An 18462-nucleotide genomic window follows, 5' to 3' on the forward strand; every position below is an offset into this window, starting at 1 on the left:
CATGCCAGAGTCTGAGGTCACCACGCCGAGCCCGGTCGAGGACGCGCCCGTGGACGAGGCGTCCCGTGCGGGGAGCAACGGGAGCGTCGACGCGGTCGCGCTGACCGGCGCGTCGGCACCGGCCGAGGAGGTCGCCGAGCTCGTCGAGGAGGCCGGCGACGACGGCGCCGCGGCGGACCCACTCGAGGCCGAGCTGCCCGAGGGCCGCTTCGCCGACCGCGAGCTCAGCTGGCTGGCCTTCAACCAGCGGGTCCTCGAACAGGCCCAGGACACCACCCAGCCGCTCCTCGAGCGCGCGTGGTTCCTCTCGATCTTCGCCTCCAACCTCGACGAGTTCTTCATGGTGCGGGTGGCCGGCCTCAAGCGGCGCATCGCCACCGGCCTCGCCGTCACCGCGGCCTCCGGGCTGTCCCCGCGGCAGGTCCTCGAGGCCATCAGCGTGCGCGCCCACGAGCTCATGGAGGAGCACGCCCGCACCTTCGCCGAGGACATCCAGCCGGCGCTCGCCGACGAGGGCATCGAGATCCTCCACTGGGCCGACCTCGAGGAGAGCGAGCAGCTGCGGCTGCGCAAGTACTTCCGCAAGCAGATCTTCCCGGTCCTCACGCCGCTCGCCGTCGACCCCGCCCACCCCTTCCCCTACATCTCCGGGCTCTCGCTCAACCTCGCCGTCGTCGTGCGCAACCCCAGCTCGGGCAAGGAGCACTTCGCCCGGGTCAAGGTGCCGCCGCTGCTGCCGCGCTTCATCGCCGTCGACGCCGCGGGCCGCCCCCGCCGCCCCGAGGACACCGCCTCCTCCCGCGAGTCCGGGCGCACCGCCTTCGTCCCGCTCGAGGAGATCATCGGGGAGCACCTCGACTACCTCTTCCCCGGGATGGAGATCGTCGAGCACCACACCTTCCGCGTCACCCGCAACGAGGACCTCGAGGTCGAGGAGGACGACGCCGAGAACCTCCTCCAGGCCCTGGAGAAGGAGCTCATGCGCCGGCGCTTCGGGCCCGCGGTGCGCCTGGAGCTCGCCCAGGGGATCAGCGCGCACGTGCGCGACCTGCTCATCCGCGAGCTCGGCGTCGTCGAGGGCGAGGTCTACGAGCTGCCCTCGCTCCTCGACCTCACCGGCCTCGACGTCATCCACGAGCTCGACCGCCCCGAGCTGAAGTACCCGAAGTTCGTCCCCGTCACCGCCCAGGCGCTCGCCGAGGTGGAGAGTGCGAAGCCGACGAACATCTTCGAGGCGATCCGCCGCCGCGACGTCCTGCTCCACCACCCCTACGACTCCTTCTCGACGTCGGTGCAGGAGTTCCTCGCGCAGGCGGCGGCGGACCCCAAGGTGCTCGCCATCAAGCAGACGCTGTACCGCACCTCCGGCGACTCCCCGATCGTCGACGCCCTCATCGACGCCGCCGAGGCCGGCAAGCAGGTGCTGGCGATCGTCGAGATCAAGGCCCGCTTCGACGAGCAGGCGAACATCTCCTGGGCGCGCAAGCTCGAGGAGGCGGGCGTCCACGTCGTCTACGGCATCGTCGGCCTCAAGACCCACTGCAAGCTCTCCCTCGTCGTGCGCAACGAGAAGGACGGGCTGCGCCGCTACTGCCACATCGGCACCGGCAACTACAACCCCAAGACCGCGCGCGGCTACGAGGACCTCGGCCTGCTCACCTGCGACCCCGACGTCGGCCAGGACCTCACCCGCCTGTTCAACCAGCTCTCCGGCTACGCGCCGCGCTCCCGCTTCCGCCGCCTGCTCGTCGCGCCGCGCTCCGTGCGCCTCGGGCTCGTCGAGCGCATCGAGCGGGAGATCGCCGGCCACCGCGCCGGACGCCCGGCGTGGATCAAGATCAAGGTCAACTCGATCGTCGACGAGACCGTCATCGACGCCCTGTACCGGGCGAGCCAGGCGGGGGTGCCGGTCGACGTCGTCGTCCGCGGCATCTGCGCCCTGCGCGCCGGCATCCCCGGCCTGAGCGAGAACATCCGCGTCCGCTCGATCCTCGGCCGCTTCCTCGAGCACGCCCGCGTCTTCGCCTTTGCCGGCGACGAGGAGCTGCCCGACGTGTGGATCGGCAGCGCCGACCTCATGCACCGCAACCTCGACCGCCGCGTCGAGGTCCTCGTCCGGATCCTCGACCGCGGCCAGGTCGAGTTCCTCACCGACCTCCTCGACCGCTGCGTCGCCCCGACGACGTCGTCCTGGCACCTCCTGCCGGACGGCACCTGGGAGCGGCACCAGTTCGCCGACGACGGCACCCCCCTGGAGGACCTGCAGCAGCTGCTCATCGCCCGCGCCCGGCGCCGCGTGGCGGCCAGCCGATGACCGCCCCGCGCACCCAGTACGCGGCCGGCACGCTCGTGTGGCGCGTCAACGACCGCAAGAAGCTCGAGGTGCTCCTCGTCCACCGGCCCCGGTACGACGACTGGTCCTGGCCCAAGGGCAAGCAGGAGAACGGGGAGACCCTCGCCGCGTGCGCCGTCCGGGAGACGGCCGAGGAGACGGGGGTCGCCGTCGTCCTCGGGCAGCCGCTGGCCAAGGTGAGCTACCGGCTCGGCGACGGACGCCGCAAGGAGGTGCGCTACTGGGCCGCGCGGCCGGCGCCCGAGGGCGACCTGTCCCTGCGCGCGCGGCCGCTCGTCACCCCGGCGAGCCCGCGCGAGATCGACGAGACCCGCTGGGTGGAGGTCAAGGAGGCGCGCAAGCTCCTCACCCACGACCACGACCGTGAGCCGCTCGGCATGCTCGTCGACCAGTGGAAGGACGAGCGGCTCAACACCTGGGCGCTGCTCGTCGTGCGGCACGCCCGCGCCCGGAAGCGCACCGCGTGGAAAGGCGGGGAGTCGACCCGCCCGCTGACGACGGTCGGGGAGGCGCAGGCCCAGCGGCTCGTGCCGCTGCTCGCGGCCTACGGGGTGGACCGCGTCCTCTCGAGCCCGTGGCGGCGCTGCGTCGACACGGTCACCCCCTACGCCGACGCGATCGGCGTCGAGCTCGAGCCGCGGCCGGAGATCACCGAGGACGCCCACCGCGAGAAGCCCAAGCGGGCCCGCAAGCTGCTCGACGAGGAGGTGCGGCAGCGGGCACCCGGCGTCGCGATCTGCACCCACCGGCCGGTGCTGCCTACCCTCATGGAGCACATCGCGGTCAACACGCCCAACCGGATCATGAAGCAGGTCCCCGAGTCCGACCCGTGGCTCAAGACCTCGGAGATGCTCGTCGTCCACATCGGGCGGCGCCCCGGGCGGGCGGCCGTCGTCGTCGCCCTCGAGAAGCACCGCGCCCCGACGAACCAGGACGCGCTCGCCGCCGCCGAGGGTCTGGCACACTGACGGGGAAAACGCTTCCGCGCCGTCGGGGAGGGCCCATGACCGAGCAGCGCCGACGCCGCTACGCCGTGGCGGGGACGGGGCACCGCGCCGAGACCTACGTCAGCGCCATCCTCGGCGACCACGCCGACGTCGCCGAGCTCGTGGGCTGGTGCGAGCCCAACGCCGCGCGCCTCGACTACTACGACGAGCTCGTCGCGGCGGCCGGGGCGAGCACCCCGGAGCGCTACCTCCCGGCCGAGCTCGAGGCCATGGTCGCCGAGCAGCGGGTGGACCGGGTCATCGTCACCGGACCCGACGACACCCACGCCGACCTCGTCAGCCGCGCGCTGTTGGCCGGTGCCGACGTCGTCGTCGAGAAGCCGCTGACCATCGACGCCGCCGGGTGCCGGGTCATCGACGACGCGGTGCGGCGCAGCGGCGGGGACGTCGTCATGACCTTCAACTACCGCTACTCCCCGCGCCACACGGCGCTGCGCCGGCTCGTCGCCGACGGGACGATCGGCGAGGTCACCTCGGTGCACCTCGAGTGGGCGCTGGACACCGCGCACGGCGCGGACTACTTCCGCCGGTGGCACCGCCTCAAGGAGCGCTCCGGCGGCCTGCTCGTCCACAAGGCCTCCCACCACGTCGACCTCGTCAACTGGTGGCTGGACGACACCCCGGTGCGCGTCTACGCGCGCGGCGGGCTGCGCTTCTACGGGGACCAGGGCGCCGGCGCGGCGCAGGCCGGCCCCCGCCCGGCCCGCGGGACCGGCGCGCCGGGCGAGGACCCGTGGCTCCTCGACCTGAGCGCGGAGGAGCGGCTGCAGCGGCTCTACCTCGACGCCGAGCACGAGGACGGCTACGTCCGGGACCGGGACGTCTTCTCCCCGGGCATCACGATCGAGGACAACATGGCCGTGCTCGTGGAGTACGGGCGCGGAGCCTTCCTCAGCTACTCGCTCAACGCGCACGCCCCGTGGGAGGGCTACCGGGTGACGGTCAACGGCACCCGCGGGCGGGCCGAGCTCGAGGTCGTCGAGCGCGGCTCGGTGGCCACCGCCGCGAGCCCCCGCTCCGAGCAGCCCGCCGACGCGGTGCGTCCGCGCGGCCAGCGCCTCGTCGTGCAGCGCCACTGGGAACGCGCCCGCGAGGTGCCGGTCCCGGTCGGGCACGGCTCGCACGGCGGCGGGGACGCGATCGCCCTCGCCGACCTCTTCCGCGGGCCCGGCGAGGACCCCCTCGGGCGGGCGGCCGGCTACCTCGACGGCCTGCGCGCCGTCGCCGTCGGCATCGCCGCAAACGAGTCGCTGCGCACCGGCCGGGCGGTGGACGTCGCCGCGGTGGCCCCCGCCCTCGGCTGACACGCCGCGTATCCTGGGGGCCTCACAGAGGGAGGCGCCGTGGTCCAGGCACCGACGACGCGGTTCGTCACCAAGGGCGACTACGCCTACGCGCAGGTCCGGGCGATGATCCTCTCCGGTGAGCTGACGCCGGGCTCGGCGGTCAACCAGGAGTCGCTCGCCGCCGAGATCGGGGTGAGCACCACCCCGCTGCGCGAGGCGCTGCGCCGGCTCAAGAGCGAGGGCTGGGTCCGCCTCGACGCCCACAGCAACGCCCGCGTCGCCGAGATGACGGCCGAGGAGGCCCGGGACCTCTTCGAGGTGAGGGCGGTCCTCGACCCGCGCGCGGCCGGCCTGGCCGCCGAGCGCCGCACCCCCGAGGACGTCGAGAGGATGACGGCCGCGGCGGAGCGGCTGCGCCCCCTCATCGGCGGTGCGGACGACTCGGTACTCGAGGCGCACCGCCAGTTCCACGCGGCGATCTACCGGGCCTCGCACAACGCGATGCTCATCGACATGCTCGAGAGCCTGTGGGACAAGGTGGACCGCTACCGGCGCTTCGGCCTGGGCCTGCTCGACTCCTCCGAGACGCGCCTGCGCGACTACCACGACCACTTCGCGCTCATGCAGGCGGTCGTCGACGGCGACACCGGGCGCGCCGAGTCGGTCATGCGAGACCACGTCTCGGCGAGCGTCACCGCGCGGGTGGCCGAGGAGCTCAGTCGCTGAGCCGGCGCATCACCTCGATGAGGTCGGCCTTGCCCTCGAAGCCGATGCCCGGGAGCTCGGGCATGAGGATGTGTCCGTCCTCGACCGCCACCGAGTCGGGGAAGCCGCCGAAGGGCTGGAACAGGTCCGGGTAGGCCTCGTTGCCGCCGAGGCCGAGCCCGGCGGCGATGTTGAGCGAGAGCTGGTGCCCGCCGTGCGGGATGCAGCGCGCCGGTGACCACCCGTGCTCCTTGAGCATGTCGAGGATGCGGAGGTACTCGACCAGCCCGTAGCCGAGCGCGCAGTCGAACTGCAGCCAGTCCCGGTCGGGGCGCAGCCCGCCGTAGCGGACGAGGTTCCGGGCGTCCTGCACCGAGAAGAGGTTCTCGCCCGTCGCGAGCGGGCCCTCGTACACCGCCGCCACCTCCGCGTTGAGCGCGTAGTCCAGGGGGTCGCCGGGCTCCTCGTACCAGAAGAGGTCGTAGCCTGCGAGGGCGCGGGCGTAGTCGAGCGCCGTCGCCAGGTCGAAGCGGCCGTTCGCGTCCACCGCGAGCTGCTGACCGCTGCCGAGCGCCTTGAGCACGGCGTCGATGCGCCGCAGGTCGGTGGCGAGGTCGGCGCCGCCGATCTTCATCTTCACGGTGGTGAAGCCGCGGTCGAGGAAGCCGCGCATCTCGTCCTGCAGCTGGGAGTCGTCCTTGCCGGGGTAGTAGTAGCCGCCCGCCGCGTAGACGAACACGCGACGGTCGGCGACGCCGTCGCCGTAGCGCTCCGCGAGCAGCTGGTAGAGCGGCTTCTCCGCGATCTTCGCGACGGCGTCCCACACGGCCATGTCGAGGGTGCCGACGGCGACCGAGCGCTCCCCGTGGCCGCCGGGCTTCTCGTTGGTCATGAGCGTGGCCCAGATACGGGCGGGGTCGAGGTTCTCGCCGGTGTCGTCGAGGAGCGTGGCGGGGTCGGCCGCGAGCAGCCGCGGGACGAAGCGCTCGCGCAGGAGGGAGCCCTGCCCGTAGCGGCCGTTGGAGTTGAAGCCGTAGCCGACCACGGGGCGGCCGTCGCGCACGACGTCGGTCACCACCGCGACCAGGCTCAGCGTCATCTCCCGGAAGTCGATGTAGGCGTTCCGGATCGGGGAGCTGATCGGGAAGTTCTGCTCGCGGATGTCGACGATGCGCATGGGCTGGTCCTCTCAATGACTGACGACGTCGTCCTGTAGCGTATAGCCTATAAGCAACGTAGTCGTTGAGGGACGGGGTGGCGGGTGAACGGCGTACTGACCGGGTTCGCGATCGTGGCGGTGCTCATCGCGCTGGGCTACCTCGCCGCGCGCACCGGCGCCCTCCCCGCCGAGGGGGAGTCGACCCTCGCGCGCTTCGTCTTCTACCTGGCCTCGCCCGCGCTGCTGTTCACGACCCTGCTCGAGGCGCCGCTCGAGACCGTCTTCTCCCGGCTGCTCGTCGGCGTGGCCGCGAGCAGCCTCCTCGTCGCCGCGCTCTACCTCGTCGTCTCCGGACTGCTGTGGCGGCGCGCGCCGGGGGAGCGGGTCATCGGCGCGCTCACCGCCTCCTACGTCAACGCCGCCAACCTCGGCATCCCGATCAGCGCCTACGTCCTCGGCGACGTCTCCTACGTCGCGCCCGTGCTGCTCTTCCAGCTCATCGTCGTCGCGCCGGTCGCCCTGCTCGTCCTCGACCTCGTCTCGCCCACCCGCGCGCCCGGCCGGTCGTGGCTGCGGCCACTGGCCAACCCCATCATCTGGGCCTCCCTCCTCGGCGTCGTGCTCGGGGCGGCCGGGGTGAGCCTGCCCGCTGCGGCGCTCGAGCCCGTGCGGGTGCTCGGCGGCGCCGCGGTGCCCGTGGCGCTCGTCGTCTTCGGCTTCTCGCTGCGGGGATCGGCGACGGCCGTGCGGGCCGGGTCCGGCGACGTCCTGCTCGCCACCACCCTCAAGGTGGTGGCCCACCCGCTCGTCGCCTACGCGCTCGGCCGGTGGGTGCTCGGGCTCGAGGGCACCCTGCTCCTGGCCGTCACCGTGCTCGGCGCGCTGCCCGCGGCGCAGAACGTCTTCGTCTACGCCGTCCGCTACCAGCAGGCGGTGCCGCAGGCGCGCGCCGTCGTGCTCGCGAGCACCGTGCTCGCCGTCCCCGCCGTCCTCGTCGCGACCCTGGTGGCGACGTGACTCCGCCCCGGGCTGGGCGTACCCACAGCCCCTCCGGGCGACGCCTGGCGTCGCCCGGCCGTCGGTCCGCGCGCGGGGGAGACCAGCCCCGCCGCGGCACCGGCGCCGACCGTACGACGCAAAGGAGCCTCGACCCATGACCACGACAACCCACCGCCGCGCCCGCGCCCTCGCGATGGCCGGGGCCGGTGCGCTCATGCTCTCCGCCTGCGCGCAGGACGCCGCCGGCGGCGGCGGCTCGGACGACGGGGAGGTCGTCCTCCAGTTCTCCTGGTGGGGCGGCGACAAGCGCCACACCTACACCCAGGAGCTCATCGAGATCTACGAGGAGCAGAACCCCGGCGTGCGCGTCGTGGGGACGTACACGGACTTCTCCTCCTACTGGGACCGGCTGAGCACGAACATCGCCGGCGGGCAGATGCCCGACGTCATGCAGCACGAGACGCGCTACATCCGCGAGTACGTCGACCGCGGGCTGCTCGCCGACCTCGGCGAGCTCGACGGGCTCGACGTCAGCGAGATCGACCCGGCGGTCGCCGAGACCGGCGTCGTGGACGGGAGCATGTACGCGGTCCCGATCGGCGTCAACGCCTTCGCCGTCGCGATCGACCCGCAGGCCTTCGCCGAGGCGGGGGTGGAGGTGCCCGACGACGACGCCTGGACCTGGGCGGACTGGGTCGACGTCGCCGCGGAGGTCACCTCGGCCTCCGGTGGCGAGCTCCTCGGCGTGCAGCCCCGTCCCGAGCACGACGCGATGCTCGACGTCTTCGCCCGGCAGCGCGGCGAGGCGCTGTTCACCGAGGACGGGGAGATCGGCCTGACCCGGGAGACCCTCGTCGACTTCTGGACCACCGTGCTCGCCTTCCACGAGACGGGCGGCGCGGCCGAGCCGACCGTGGCGCTGGAGATCGACGCGGCCGAGCTCGAGGGCTCGGTCCTCGGGACCAACAGCGGCGCGACGGCGCCCTTCTGGAGCAACCAGCTCCCCGCCCTGGAGGAGTCGGCCGGCCGGGAGATCGCCCTGCTCCGCTTCCCCGGGGAGACGTCCGAGGAGCACAGCGGGATGTTCCTCAAGCCGGCCCAGTTCTGGTCGATCGGCGCCGACACCGAGCACCCGGAGGAGGCGGCCGCCTTCGTCGACTTCCTCCTCAACTCCCCGGAGTCGATCGAGGTCATGCTCAGCGAGCGCGGCCTGCCGGCCAACCTCGAGCGGCGCGCGGAGGTGCTCGCCGACCTGCCGCCCGCCGACCAGCGCACGGCCGAGTTTCTCGAGGAGATCGGCCCGGAGCTCGAGGCGCCGCCGGTCCTGCCCCCGCCCGGCGGTGGCGAGGTCGAGACCGTCCTCAAGGGCCTGTACGAGGAGCTGCTCTTCGAGCGGGTCTCGGTCGAGGAGGCCGCCGACCTGTACCTCGAGCGCGTCGCCGCAGCGATCGGCTGAGCGGGCTGTCCCGTGGTGGACAGGCTGTGCCATGCTGGGGCGGAAGCGTTTTCGCAAAGGAGAGAAGATGACTGAGCACAGGAGCCGTCGTCGTTACGCGGTGGCCGGGACGGGGCACCGCGCCCAGATGTACATCGACGCCGCGCTGGGGGACCACGCGGACGTGGCCGAGCTCGTGGCGTGGTGCGAGCCCAACCCCGGGCGAGCCGCGTACTACGACGAGGTCGTCACGGCCGCCGGCGGGCAGCCGCTGCCGCGGTACGAGCCCGCGGACCTCGAGACGATGATCGCCGAGCAGCGCGTCGACGTCGTCGTCGTCACCGGCCCCGACCACACGCATGCGGACCTGGTGAGCCGGGCGCTGCGGGCCGGTGCGGACGCCGTCGTCGAGAAGCCGCTGACGATCGACGCGGCCGGGTGCCGGACGATCGACGAGGCCGTCCGTGAGACCGGCCGCGACGTCGTCATGACCTTCAACTACCGCTACTCCCCGCGCAACAGCACCCTGCGGGAGGTCATCGCGGAGGGCCGCATCGGCGAGGTCACCTCGGTCCACTTCGAGTGGGCGCTGGACACCGTGCACGGCGCGGACTACTTCCGCCGCTGGCACCGGGAGAAGGACAAGTCGGGCGGCCTGCTCGTCCACAAGTCCTCCCACCACTTCGACCTCGTCAACTGGTGGCTCGCGGACGCGCCGCGCCGGGTCTTCGCCATGGGCAGCCGCCGGTTCTACGGCGACGACGGCGCCGGAGCCGCGGCGGCCGGCCAGCCGCGGCCCGCCCGCGGGACCGACGCGCCCGCCGGTGACCCGTGGGCGCTGGACCTCACCAAGGACGAGCGGCTCAAGCGCCTCTACCTCGACTCCGAGCAGCACGACGGCTACATCCGCGACCGCGACGTCTTCGAGCCCGGCATCACCGCCGAGGACAACATGGCCGTGCTCGTGGAGTACGAGCGCGGCGCCTACCTCACCTACTCCCTCAACGCGCACGCCCCGTGGGAGGGCTACCGGGTGACGGTCAACGGCACCCGCGGCCGGGCCGAGCTCGAGGTCGTCGAGCGCGGCTCGGTCGAGTTCGACGCCCAGGGCAGCGCCGTCCTCGACCCGTCCGCGAAGGACGCCGCCGACGCCGACGAGCTGCGGCCCAAGGGGGAGCGGCTGCTCGTCCAGCAGCACTGGGAGCAGGCGCGCGAGGTCCCGATCCCCATGGGCGTGGGCTCGCACGGGGGCGGGGACGCGATCCTCCTCGCGGACGTCTTCCGCGGGCCGCAGGAGGACCCGCTGGGCCGTCCCGCCGGCTACCCCGACGGCGTGCGGGCCGTGGCCGTCGGCATCGCCGCGAACGAGTCCATCCGCACGGGCTCCCCCGTCGACGTCGCCTCCCTCGGGCTGGCGGCTGAGGAGCGCCGGTGACGAGCGACATCGCGGGCTACGACGACTGGCCGGCCGTCGTCCGGGCGCGCCCGGTCGTGTCCGGTGACGCCCTGACGACGGCGGTGGGCCGGGCGCTCGGCGTGCCGAGTCCCGAGCCCGGCCCGGTGGAGGTGGGTGAGCGGAGCACCGGGGACGGCGTCGAGCGCACGGAGCTGAGCTGGGACACCGGCTTCGGCCCGCGCACCCGCGCCTGGTACCTGCGTCCGGAGGGCGCCGGGGACGCGGTGCTGCCGGGCGTCCTGGCGCTGCACTGCCACGCCAACGTCAAGGCGGTCGGTGCCGAGCGGCTCGTCGGCACCTCGCGCCCGGTCGCCGCCGACCTGCAGCGCGAGCTCTACGGGGGCCGCCCGCTGGCGGAAGGCCTCGCGCGGGCGGGCTTCGCCGTCCTCGCGCACGACACCTTCGGCTGGGGCTCGCGGCGCTTCGCGCTCGACCCGCTGCCGCGCCGCGTCGACCGCTGGTTGCGTCAGGAGGACCGGGAGCTGGCCGACCCGGACCGCCGTTACGACGCCGCCGCCTCCCTCCACGAGGGGACGGCGGCCAAGTACGCCGGGGTGCTGGGCACGTCCATGGCCGGCATGGCGGCCCACGACGACCTCGTGGCCCTGCACCACCTGCGGGCCCTGCCGGGGGTGGACGCCGAGCGGGTGGCCGTCACTGGCTTCTCCGGCGGCGGGGGGAGGTCGGCGGTGCTCACCGCCCTCGACCCCACGATCCGGGCCTCGGCGATCGTGTGCATGATGTCGACCTTCGCGGCCCTGCTCCCCGAGCACCTCGACGCCCACTCGTGGTACCTCGCCGTGCCCGGGCTGCCCGCCGTCCTCGACTGGCCGGAGGTCGCGCTCGGCAGGGGCGCGCACGACCAGCTGGTCGTCTACGCGGAGGACGACGAGCTCTTCCCCCGCGACGGCATGGCCGCGGCCGACCGCCTCCTGCGGGAGCGCTTCGCGGCGGGCCGCTACGAGTCGGCGTGGTACCCGGGGCCGCACCGCTTCGACACGGACATGCAGGACCGGGTCACCGGCTTCCTCACCGCCTCCCTGGCACGCTGAGACCGGCCACCGCGGCGGCCGCATCCTCGTCGGTGAGCCGCCCGTCGGCGACGACGGCGCGCACTGCGCGCGTCACGCTGCCGCCGGGCGGCACGACGACGGGTGTGTCCCAGGCGATCGCCGAGCCGACGCCCGGGTAGCCCGCCGCACGCACGAACCACGGGTCGCCCGCGGTCGCGTCGTCGTCGGGGGCGAGGACGACGGTGAAGTCGCCGTCGTCGGCCCGGGCCGACCACGCGAGCCAGGGCGCGGTCGTGCCGTGCACTGCGTCCTCGCCGCGGTGCGTCGAGGTGCGGACGTCGATCTCCTCGCAGGCCGGGAAGCGCCAGAAGAAGCCGCCGTAGCCGCCGGCCGGCCGCCCGTTGCTGCCCGGGCTGCCCAGGGACACGGGCTCGGCGGAGTCGTTGTGCAGGGTGAAGGAGAGCGCGAGCTGCCAGGTGTCGCCGTGCGCGGCCCAGCCGAGGCGACGCGTCTCGCGCAGCAGCACCTCGTCGTCGTGGCCGAGCCACTCGAGCTCCTCGGTGAGGCTCCCGGGGGCCTGCTCCTGCCACCCACGGTGGACGATGCGGCCGTGGTCGGGCCGCCACTTGTAGTCCCGCCCCCGCAGGTAGGTGCGTCCGCCCCACAGGTTGTTCCCCGCGACGTCCTGGACGGCGACGCCGACGCCCGCGTGCCACGTGTGGTCCGCGGGAGCGCTGTCGGAGACGACGACACCGCCGCGCGTGCGCACCGGGTGCAGGTGCGGGCGGGGGCTGTCGAGCGGGCTCGTGCCCGAGCCGTCGACGTAGGTGGCGACCGTCGTCCCGGCCACCTCGAGGCTCGCCAGCTCCTGGTGCTGCGGCGCCCACGGGGCGCCGAGCGAGGTGAAGGTGCGCAGCTCGTGGCCGACCCGCTCGCACCAGTGCTCGACGTCGTGGACCACCGGGTGGCGCCCCTCGTCGTCGTCGGTCCAGGTGACGAGCTCCGCGGGGATCGGAGCCGGGTCGGGAGCGGTGCGGACGGCCTCGAGGACGGTCATGAACGCCCCGCTGTCGGCGAGCGGGCTGAGGAGCGGGGCCCCGGACCCGAGGTGGTCGAGGAGGTTGTCGAGCAGCGGCGTGCGCCCCACGGTGAGGCGGCGGCGCTCGCCGCGGCCCTCGACCTCGAGCTCGTCGTCGGTGTAGAAGAGCGTGACGCTGCCCTCGGTGCCGTGGACGATGACGCGCGGGCGGGTCTGCCGCGCCGCCGTCAGCGTGAGGCCCAGGGCCACCTGGGTCCGGTCGGGCATGACGACGCGCACCGAGGAGGTGTCGTCGGCCTCGATGTCGTGGGCGTGGAACAGGTCCAGCTCCAGTGCCGCGACGTCCTCCCGCCGCCGCGCACCGGCGATGCGCAGCGCGGTGGCGACGGCGTGGGCGAGCGGGTTGGTCAGCACGCCGTCGACGACGTCGCGGCCGTCCAGTCGCCGGCGGCCGGCCCACCGCGAGCGGGCGTAGTAGTCGGTGCTGCGCAGCCACGTGCCGACGCCGCCGACGCCGGTCACCTCGCCGATCTCGCCGTCGGCGACGATGCGCTCGATCTCCGCGAAGGCGTGGGAGCCGAAGGACTGGAAGCCCACCTGGCAGGCGCGGCCGGTCTCCTCGGCGAGTGCGAGGAGCGCGGTGAACTCGGCGAGGGAGGCGGTGGGCGGCTTCTCGAGCAGGACGTGGCAGCCCGCCCGCATGGCGGTGGCGGCGAGCTCGGCGTGAGTGTTGATCGGGGTGGCAATGATGACGACGTCGGGTGTGGTCGCGGCCAGCAGCTCGTCCAGTCCCGGGTAGTGGGGGGCGGCGCCCACGAGCTCACGCGACTCGCCCTCGGGAGGACGGACGTCGGCCACCCCGACCAGCTCGCAGCGCCCGGAGGCGATGAGCCCCTGCATGGCACGCAGGTGGATGACGCCGTAGCCGTTCGCGCCGACGAGGGCGATCCGGAAGCGGCGGGGGGGTGACGTGGGTCGCATCGAGGTGCTAGCGTCTGCCATGCTGTAAGCGTTTCCGCACGACGGTGTGATGTCAAGCACCACGGTGCCCGGAAGCGGCGGCACACCCCCTCCAGAGCTGGAGCAGGGGCCACACAGACGTCTCGGTCATCGACGCAGATCCACCGAGGAGGACAAGTGAGAACCACACCGACACGGTGCAGCGCGGTGCGCTGCCGGAGGAGGAGTGAGCATGTCGGCGCTCGGTGAGCTCGCGACCATCCGCAAACGCAAGGGCAGGGCGACGAGGAGCCCGGCCGAGCGCAACGACGGCAAGGCGGCCATCTTCTTCCTCGGCCCCTGGTTCGTCGGGCTCGCGCTCATCATCGCCGGGCCCCTGGCGGCCTCGCTCTACCTCTCCTTCACCGACTACGACCTGCTGTCGGACCCGGTCTTCACCGGCCTGGAGAACTACATCCAGATGCTGGACGACCCGCGGCTGCGCAAGTCCCTGGCGGTGACCTTCACCTACGTCTTCGTCTCGGTGCCGCTGCAGCTGGCCGCCGCGCTCGGCCTCGCGCTGCTGCTCGACCGCGGCCTGCGTGGCCTGGCGATCTACCGCTCGGCCTTCTACCTGCCCTCACTGCTCGGCTCCTCGGTGGCCATCGCGCTGCTGTGGCGCCAGATCTTCGGCACCAACGGCCTCATCAACCACGTGCTGGGCTTCTTCGGCATCGAGGGGCAGGGGTGGATCTCGCACCCCGACCACGCACTGAGCACCCTCATCGTGCTCAACGTGTGGACCTTCGGCTCGCCGATGATCATCTTCCTCGCCGGCCTGCGGCAGATCCCGGAGATGTACTACGAGGCGGCGTCGCTCGACGGCGCCTCCCGGCTGCGGCAGTTCAGGAGCGTCACGCTGCCGCTGCTCACGCCGATCATCTTCTTCAACCTCGTGCTGCAGGTCATCAACGCCTTCCAGACGTTCACGCAGTCCTACATCGTCTCGAACGGCACGGGCGGCCCGGTGGACTCGACGCTCTTCTACACGCTCTACCTCTACCAGCAGGGCTTCACCGCACTGAACATGGGCTACGCCTCGGCGATGGCCTGGCTGCTCCTCGTCATCATCGCCGGGATGACCGCGGTGAACTTCTTCGCCTCCAAGTACTGGGTCTTCTACAATGACTGAGTCTCCCGCCAAGGCCGATGTCGTCATGCCGGCCACCGCCGCCCCCACGCGGGGCGCCACCCTCTCCGAGCTCGCGGCGGCTCACCCCGGGCCCGCGACGGTACGCCGCAAGCGGCGCACCCGTTCGGTCGTCAAGCACGTGCTGCTCATCGCGGCGGCGCTCGTCATGCTCTACCCGCTGCTGTGGATGGTCGCGAGCTCCTTCAAGCCCGACGCGCTCATCTTCCGCGAGCCGGGGCTCATCCCCTCCGAGGTGACCCTCGAGAACTACACCTCGGGGTGGAACGCGCTGCTGCACCCCTTCAGCCACTACCTGGCGAACTCGGCGATCGTCGTCGCGGGCTCGGTCCTCGGCAACCTCGTGTCGTGCTCGCTGGCGGCCTACGCCTTCGCCCGGCTCAACTTCCGCTTCCGCGGGCTGTGGTTCGCGATCATGCTCATGTCGATCATGCTGCCGATCCACGTCATCATCGTCCCGCAGTACGTCCTGTTCTCCGAGCTCGGCTGGATCAACACGTTCCTGCCGCTCATCGTGCCGAAGCTGCTGGCCACCGACGCGTTCTTCGTCTTCCTCATGGTCCAGTTCTTCCGCGGCGTGCCCAAGGAGCTGGACGAGGCGGCCCGGATCGACGGCGCCGGCCACCCGAGGATCTTCTTCCAGGTCATGCTGCCGCTGTCAGTGCCGGCCCTGGCCACGACGGCGATCTTCACCTTCATCTGGACGTGGAACGACTTCTTCTCGCAGCTGATCTTCCTCATCGACCCCGAGATGTACACGGTGCCGATCGCGCTGCGCTCGTTCCTCGACTCCACGGGTGAGAGCTCGTGGGGCTCGATGTTCGCGATGTCGATCGTCTCGCTCGTCCCGCTGTTCATCATCTTCCTCTTCGGCCAGAAGTACCTGGTCAAGGGGATCGCCACCACCGGCCTCAAGTAAGACCCTCCAGCACGGCTCCCCAAGCCTCGGGCCCGACGTGGTGCCCGAGCCGGCTGGCCCCGCGCCCGTCGACCGGCAAGAAAGGGAAACCACCATGAGAGATGCACGACCCCGTTCCCGCCGTCCCCTCCTCGTGCGGGCGGCAGCACTCGCCGCCATCGGCTCGCTCACCCTCGCGGCGTGCGGTCAGGGAGAGAACCCGGCGGACACCACCGACGACGACACCCCCACCGCGGACTCCGCCGACGGCGGCGAGGCCACCATCCGCTTCTCCTGGTGGGGCTCGGACACCCGCCACCAGCTCAACCAGGAGCTCATCGACGCCTTCGAGGCGGAGCACCCGGACATCACCGTGACGCCGGACTACACCGACTGGGGCGGGTACTGGGACAAGCTCGCCACCCAGACCGCCGGTGGTGACACGCCCGACGTCATCATGCAGGAGGAGCGGTACCTGCGGGAGTACGCCGACCGCGGCGTCCTCGCCGACCTGTCCGAGTACGACATCGACACCTCCGCGATCGACGAGTCCATCCTCGGCAGCGGTGAGTTCAACGACGGCCTGTGGGGCATCCCGACCGGCGTCAACGTCCGCGTCATGATGGCCGACCCGCAGGTCTTCGAGGAGGCGGGCGTCGAGATGCCCGACGACACGACGTGGACCTGGCAGGACTACCACGACCTCATGGTCGAGATCTCCGAGAACACCCCCGACGGCGTCTACGGCGCCCAGGACTTCGGCTTCATCGAGCCGGACCTGTCCATCTGGGCCCGCCAGCACGGGCAGGAGCTGTGGGACGAGGACGGCGAGATCGGCTTCGAGCCCGAGCTCATGGCCGAGCTGTGGGGCAAGAGCATCGACCTCATCGAGGCCGGTGGCGCCCCCAGCGCCAGCGAGGGCCTCGAGATCGACGCCGCCGGCCCCGAGCAGTCGCTCGTCGCCACCAACCGCTCGGCGATCTCCCGCTTCTGGACCAACCAGCTCGAGGCGATCAGCTCCGCCGCGGGCCGTGACCTGCAGCTGCTGCGCTACCCGGGCGAGAGCGAGTTCGAGCGCACCGGCCTGTTCCAGAAGCCGGCGATGGCCCTGTCGATGTCCGCGGAGACCGAGCACCCCGAGGCTGCGGCGACCTTCATCGACTGGATGCTCAACAGCCCCGAGGCGGGCGAGATCATCCTCAGCGACCGCGGGCTGCCCGCGAACCTCGACGTCCGCGAGCACGTCCTGCCCTCGCTCAGCGAGGCCGAGCAGCAGGCCGCCGAGTTCATCGAGGCCGTCTCGGCCGACATCGTCGACGCCCCGCCGGCCCCGCCCGCCGGCGCCGGTGAGGTCGCCGCGACCCTCGCCCGGTACAACGAGCAGGTGCTCTTCGGGCAGCTCGACCCGCAGGAGGCCGCCGAGCAGTTCATCGCCGAGGCCGCGTCGATGACCGGCTGACGCCCGGCGCCCGAGAGCCTGCGGGCTCTCGGGCGCCCCCTCTCGCCCCGGTTGCCGCCTTCCCCATCTCCGAGGTCACTCATGCCGCGCAGACTCTCCGTCCACCCCGACCGTCTCCTCCCCGCACGCCCCGAGCTGCGGGACATCGCCCGCGAGCTGTACGCGGAGGTCGCCGACCTGCCGATCATCTCGCCGCACGGCCACGTCCCCGCCCAGTGGTTCGCCGACGACGCACGCTTCGACAACCCGACGGCCCTGCTGCTCACGCCCGACCACTACCTCAACCGGGTGCTGCACTCCCACGGCGTACCGCTCGAGCACATGGGCGTGGGCCAGGAGGACTTCTCCCCGGCCCAGGCACGCGAGGCCTTCCGGACCTTCTGCCGCCACTGGAAGGAGTTCCGGGGCACGCCGATGAAGTTCTGGTTCGAGGCCCAGCTCGTCGAGGTCTTCGGAATCGACCTCGAGCCGGGCGAGGACACCGCGGACGAGATCTACGACCACATCGACGGCAGGCTGGGGGAGGACGAGTTCCGCACCCGGGCGCTGCACGACCGCTTCAACATCGACTTCATCGCCACGACCGATGACCCGTGCGACGACCTCACCGCCCACCGGCGCGTGGCCGAGGACCCGACGTGGTCCGCGACGGTCGTGCCGACCTTCCGCCCCGACCGCTACCTCGAGCCGGCCCGTCCCACCTGGAACGCGGACGTCGACCGGCTCGCGGAGGTGTCCGGGCAGGACACCGGGACCTACGCCGGCTGGGTCGCCGCCATGGAGGCCCGCCGCGCCCACTTCAAGGCGCACGGCGCCGTCTCCAGCGACCACGCCCACCTCGACGCCGGCACGCTCGCGCTGAGCGCCGCCGAGTCCGAGCGCCTCTACGCCGAGGCCCGGGCCGGCAGCATCTCGGCCGAGGACGGCGCCCGCCTGCGCCGCGGCATGCTCTACGAGCAGGCGCGGATGGCGAGCGAGGACGGCCTCGTCATGACCCTGCACCCCGGGGCGTGGCGCAACCACCACGGCGCGACCTTCGAGCGCTTCGGGCCCGACGTCGGTGCGGACTTCGCCGTCCCCACCGAGTACGTCCGCCCGCTCCAGCCGCTGCTCGACAGCTTCGGGACCCACCCGAACTTCCAGCTCGTGCTCTTCACCCTCGACGAGACGACCTTCTCCCGCGAGCTGGGCCCCATGGCCAGCTTCTACCCCAGCGTCTTCGTCGGCGCCCCGTGGTGGTTCATCGACTCGCCCGAGGCCATCTGGCGCTACCGCAAGGCCGTCACCGAGTCCTGCGGCTTCGGCAAGACCTCCGGGATGATCGACGACACCCGCGCCCTCCTGTCCATCCCGGCCCGCCACGACATGGCCCGCCGGCTCGACTCCGGCTACCTCGCCGAGCTGGTGGCCGACCACCGCCTCACCCTCGACGAGGCTCGCGACACCGCCCACGACCTCGTCGTCCGCCAGCCGCGGCTGGCGTTCAAGCTCTAGGAAAGGACCA

14 protein-coding genes are annotated in these 18462 nt (G+C 72.4%); 12 read left to right on the forward strand and 2 right to left on the reverse strand.

Annotated features, from left to right (window positions below; genetic code table 11):
* Nucleotide 1 precedes the first annotated feature (1 nt).
* From AA0005_RS03095 to AA0005_RS03110, 4 genes are read left to right on the forward strand one after another with little or no spacing between them, the layout of a single operon-like run.
* Nucleotides 2–2314: an RNA degradosome polyphosphate kinase gene (locus AA0005_RS03095; RefSeq protein WP_413451963.1), complete on the forward strand. Its 2313-nt coding sequence runs from the start codon at nucleotides 2–4 to the stop codon at nucleotides 2312–2314.
* Complete coding sequence (locus tag AA0005_RS03100; protein WP_413451964.1) at nucleotides 2311–3321, forward strand: NUDIX hydrolase; 1011 nt, start codon at nucleotides 2311–2313, stop codon at nucleotides 3319–3321. The genes AA0005_RS03095 and AA0005_RS03100 overlap by 4 nt, the downstream gene beginning before the upstream one ends.
* Nucleotides 3322–3356: 35 nt before the next feature.
* Nucleotides 3357–4664 (forward strand): Gfo/Idh/MocA family protein, encoded by a 1308-nt coding sequence (locus tag AA0005_RS03105; RefSeq protein ID WP_413451965.1) that lies wholly within the window; start codon nucleotides 3357–3359, stop codon nucleotides 4662–4664.
* Nucleotides 4665–4703: 39 nt separating this feature from the next.
* The gene (locus AA0005_RS03110) at nucleotides 4704–5372 is read left to right on the forward strand and encodes a GntR family transcriptional regulator (protein ID WP_413451966.1); all 669 of its coding nucleotides are present in this window, start codon (nucleotides 4704–4706) and stop codon (nucleotides 5370–5372) included.
* On the opposite strand, the gene AA0005_RS03115 is transcribed toward AA0005_RS03110, so the two are convergent.
* The gene (locus AA0005_RS03115; protein ID WP_413451967.1) at nucleotides 5362–6528 is read right to left on the reverse strand and encodes a mandelate racemase/muconate lactonizing enzyme family protein; all 1167 of its coding nucleotides are present in this window, start codon (nucleotides 6526–6528) and stop codon (nucleotides 5362–5364) included. The genes AA0005_RS03110 and AA0005_RS03115 overlap by 11 nt on opposite strands.
* A gap of 84 nt (nucleotides 6529–6612) precedes the next feature.
* Here AA0005_RS03115 and AA0005_RS03120 point away from each other — a divergent pair, with 84 nt between their 5' ends.
* The 4 genes from AA0005_RS03120 to AA0005_RS03135 all read left to right on the forward strand — a co-directional run bounded on the left by AA0005_RS03120 (nucleotide 6613) and on the right by AA0005_RS03135 (nucleotide 11452).
* Nucleotides 6613–7527 (forward strand): AEC family transporter, encoded by a 915-nt coding sequence (locus AA0005_RS03120; protein ID WP_413451968.1) that lies wholly within the window; start codon nucleotides 6613–6615, stop codon nucleotides 7525–7527.
* Between the two features lie 136 nt (nucleotides 7528–7663).
* Entirely contained in the window at nucleotides 7664–8965 is a 1302-nt protein-coding gene (locus AA0005_RS03125) for an ABC transporter substrate-binding protein (RefSeq protein WP_413451969.1), read from the forward strand.
* Nucleotides 8966–9032: 67 nt separating this feature from the next.
* Nucleotides 9033–10379: a Gfo/Idh/MocA family protein gene (locus AA0005_RS03130; protein ID WP_413451970.1), complete on the forward strand. Its 1347-nt coding sequence runs from the start codon at nucleotides 9033–9035 to the stop codon at nucleotides 10377–10379.
* Nucleotides 10376–11452, forward strand: a complete 1077-nt coding sequence (locus AA0005_RS03135; RefSeq protein ID WP_413451971.1) for a dienelactone hydrolase family protein — start codon at nucleotides 10376–10378, stop codon at nucleotides 11450–11452. The genes AA0005_RS03130 and AA0005_RS03135 overlap by 4 nt, the downstream gene beginning before the upstream one ends.
* Here AA0005_RS03135 and AA0005_RS03140 read toward each other — a convergent pair.
* A complete protein-coding gene (locus AA0005_RS03140) occupies nucleotides 11430–13454 on the reverse strand; it encodes a DUF6807 family protein (RefSeq protein WP_413451972.1) in 2025 nt (674 codons plus the stop codon). The genes AA0005_RS03135 and AA0005_RS03140 overlap by 23 nt on opposite strands.
* Nucleotides 13455–13644: 190 nt before the next feature.
* On the opposite strand from AA0005_RS03140, the gene AA0005_RS03145 reads away from it, so the two are divergent.
* The 4 genes from AA0005_RS03145 (at nucleotide 13645) to uxaC (ending at nucleotide 18452) form a co-directional block, all read left to right on the forward strand.
* Nucleotides 13645–14583, forward strand: coding sequence for a carbohydrate ABC transporter permease (locus AA0005_RS03145; protein ID WP_413451973.1), 939 nt, complete (start codon nucleotides 13645–13647; stop codon nucleotides 14581–14583).
* On the forward strand, nucleotides 14576–15520 hold the full coding sequence (locus tag AA0005_RS03150) for a carbohydrate ABC transporter permease (protein ID WP_413451974.1): 945 nt from the start codon (nucleotides 14576–14578) through the stop codon (nucleotides 15518–15520). The genes AA0005_RS03145 and AA0005_RS03150 overlap by 8 nt, the downstream gene beginning before the upstream one ends.
* A 94-nt stretch (nucleotides 15521–15614) precedes the next feature.
* The gene (locus tag AA0005_RS03155) at nucleotides 15615–16958 is read left to right on the forward strand and encodes an ABC transporter substrate-binding protein (RefSeq protein ID WP_413451975.1); all 1344 of its coding nucleotides are present in this window, start codon (nucleotides 15615–15617) and stop codon (nucleotides 16956–16958) included.
* Between the two features lie 81 nt (nucleotides 16959–17039).
* Nucleotides 17040–18452, forward strand: coding sequence for a glucuronate isomerase (uxaC, locus tag AA0005_RS03160; protein ID WP_413451976.1), 1413 nt, complete (start codon nucleotides 17040–17042; stop codon nucleotides 18450–18452).
* The last annotated feature ends 10 nt before the right edge of the window (nucleotides 18453–18462 follow it).

Source organism: Georgenia phoenicis, assembly GCF_047302425.1.
Taxonomy (GTDB): Bacteria; Actinomycetota; Actinomycetes; order Actinomycetales; family Actinomycetaceae; genus Oceanitalea.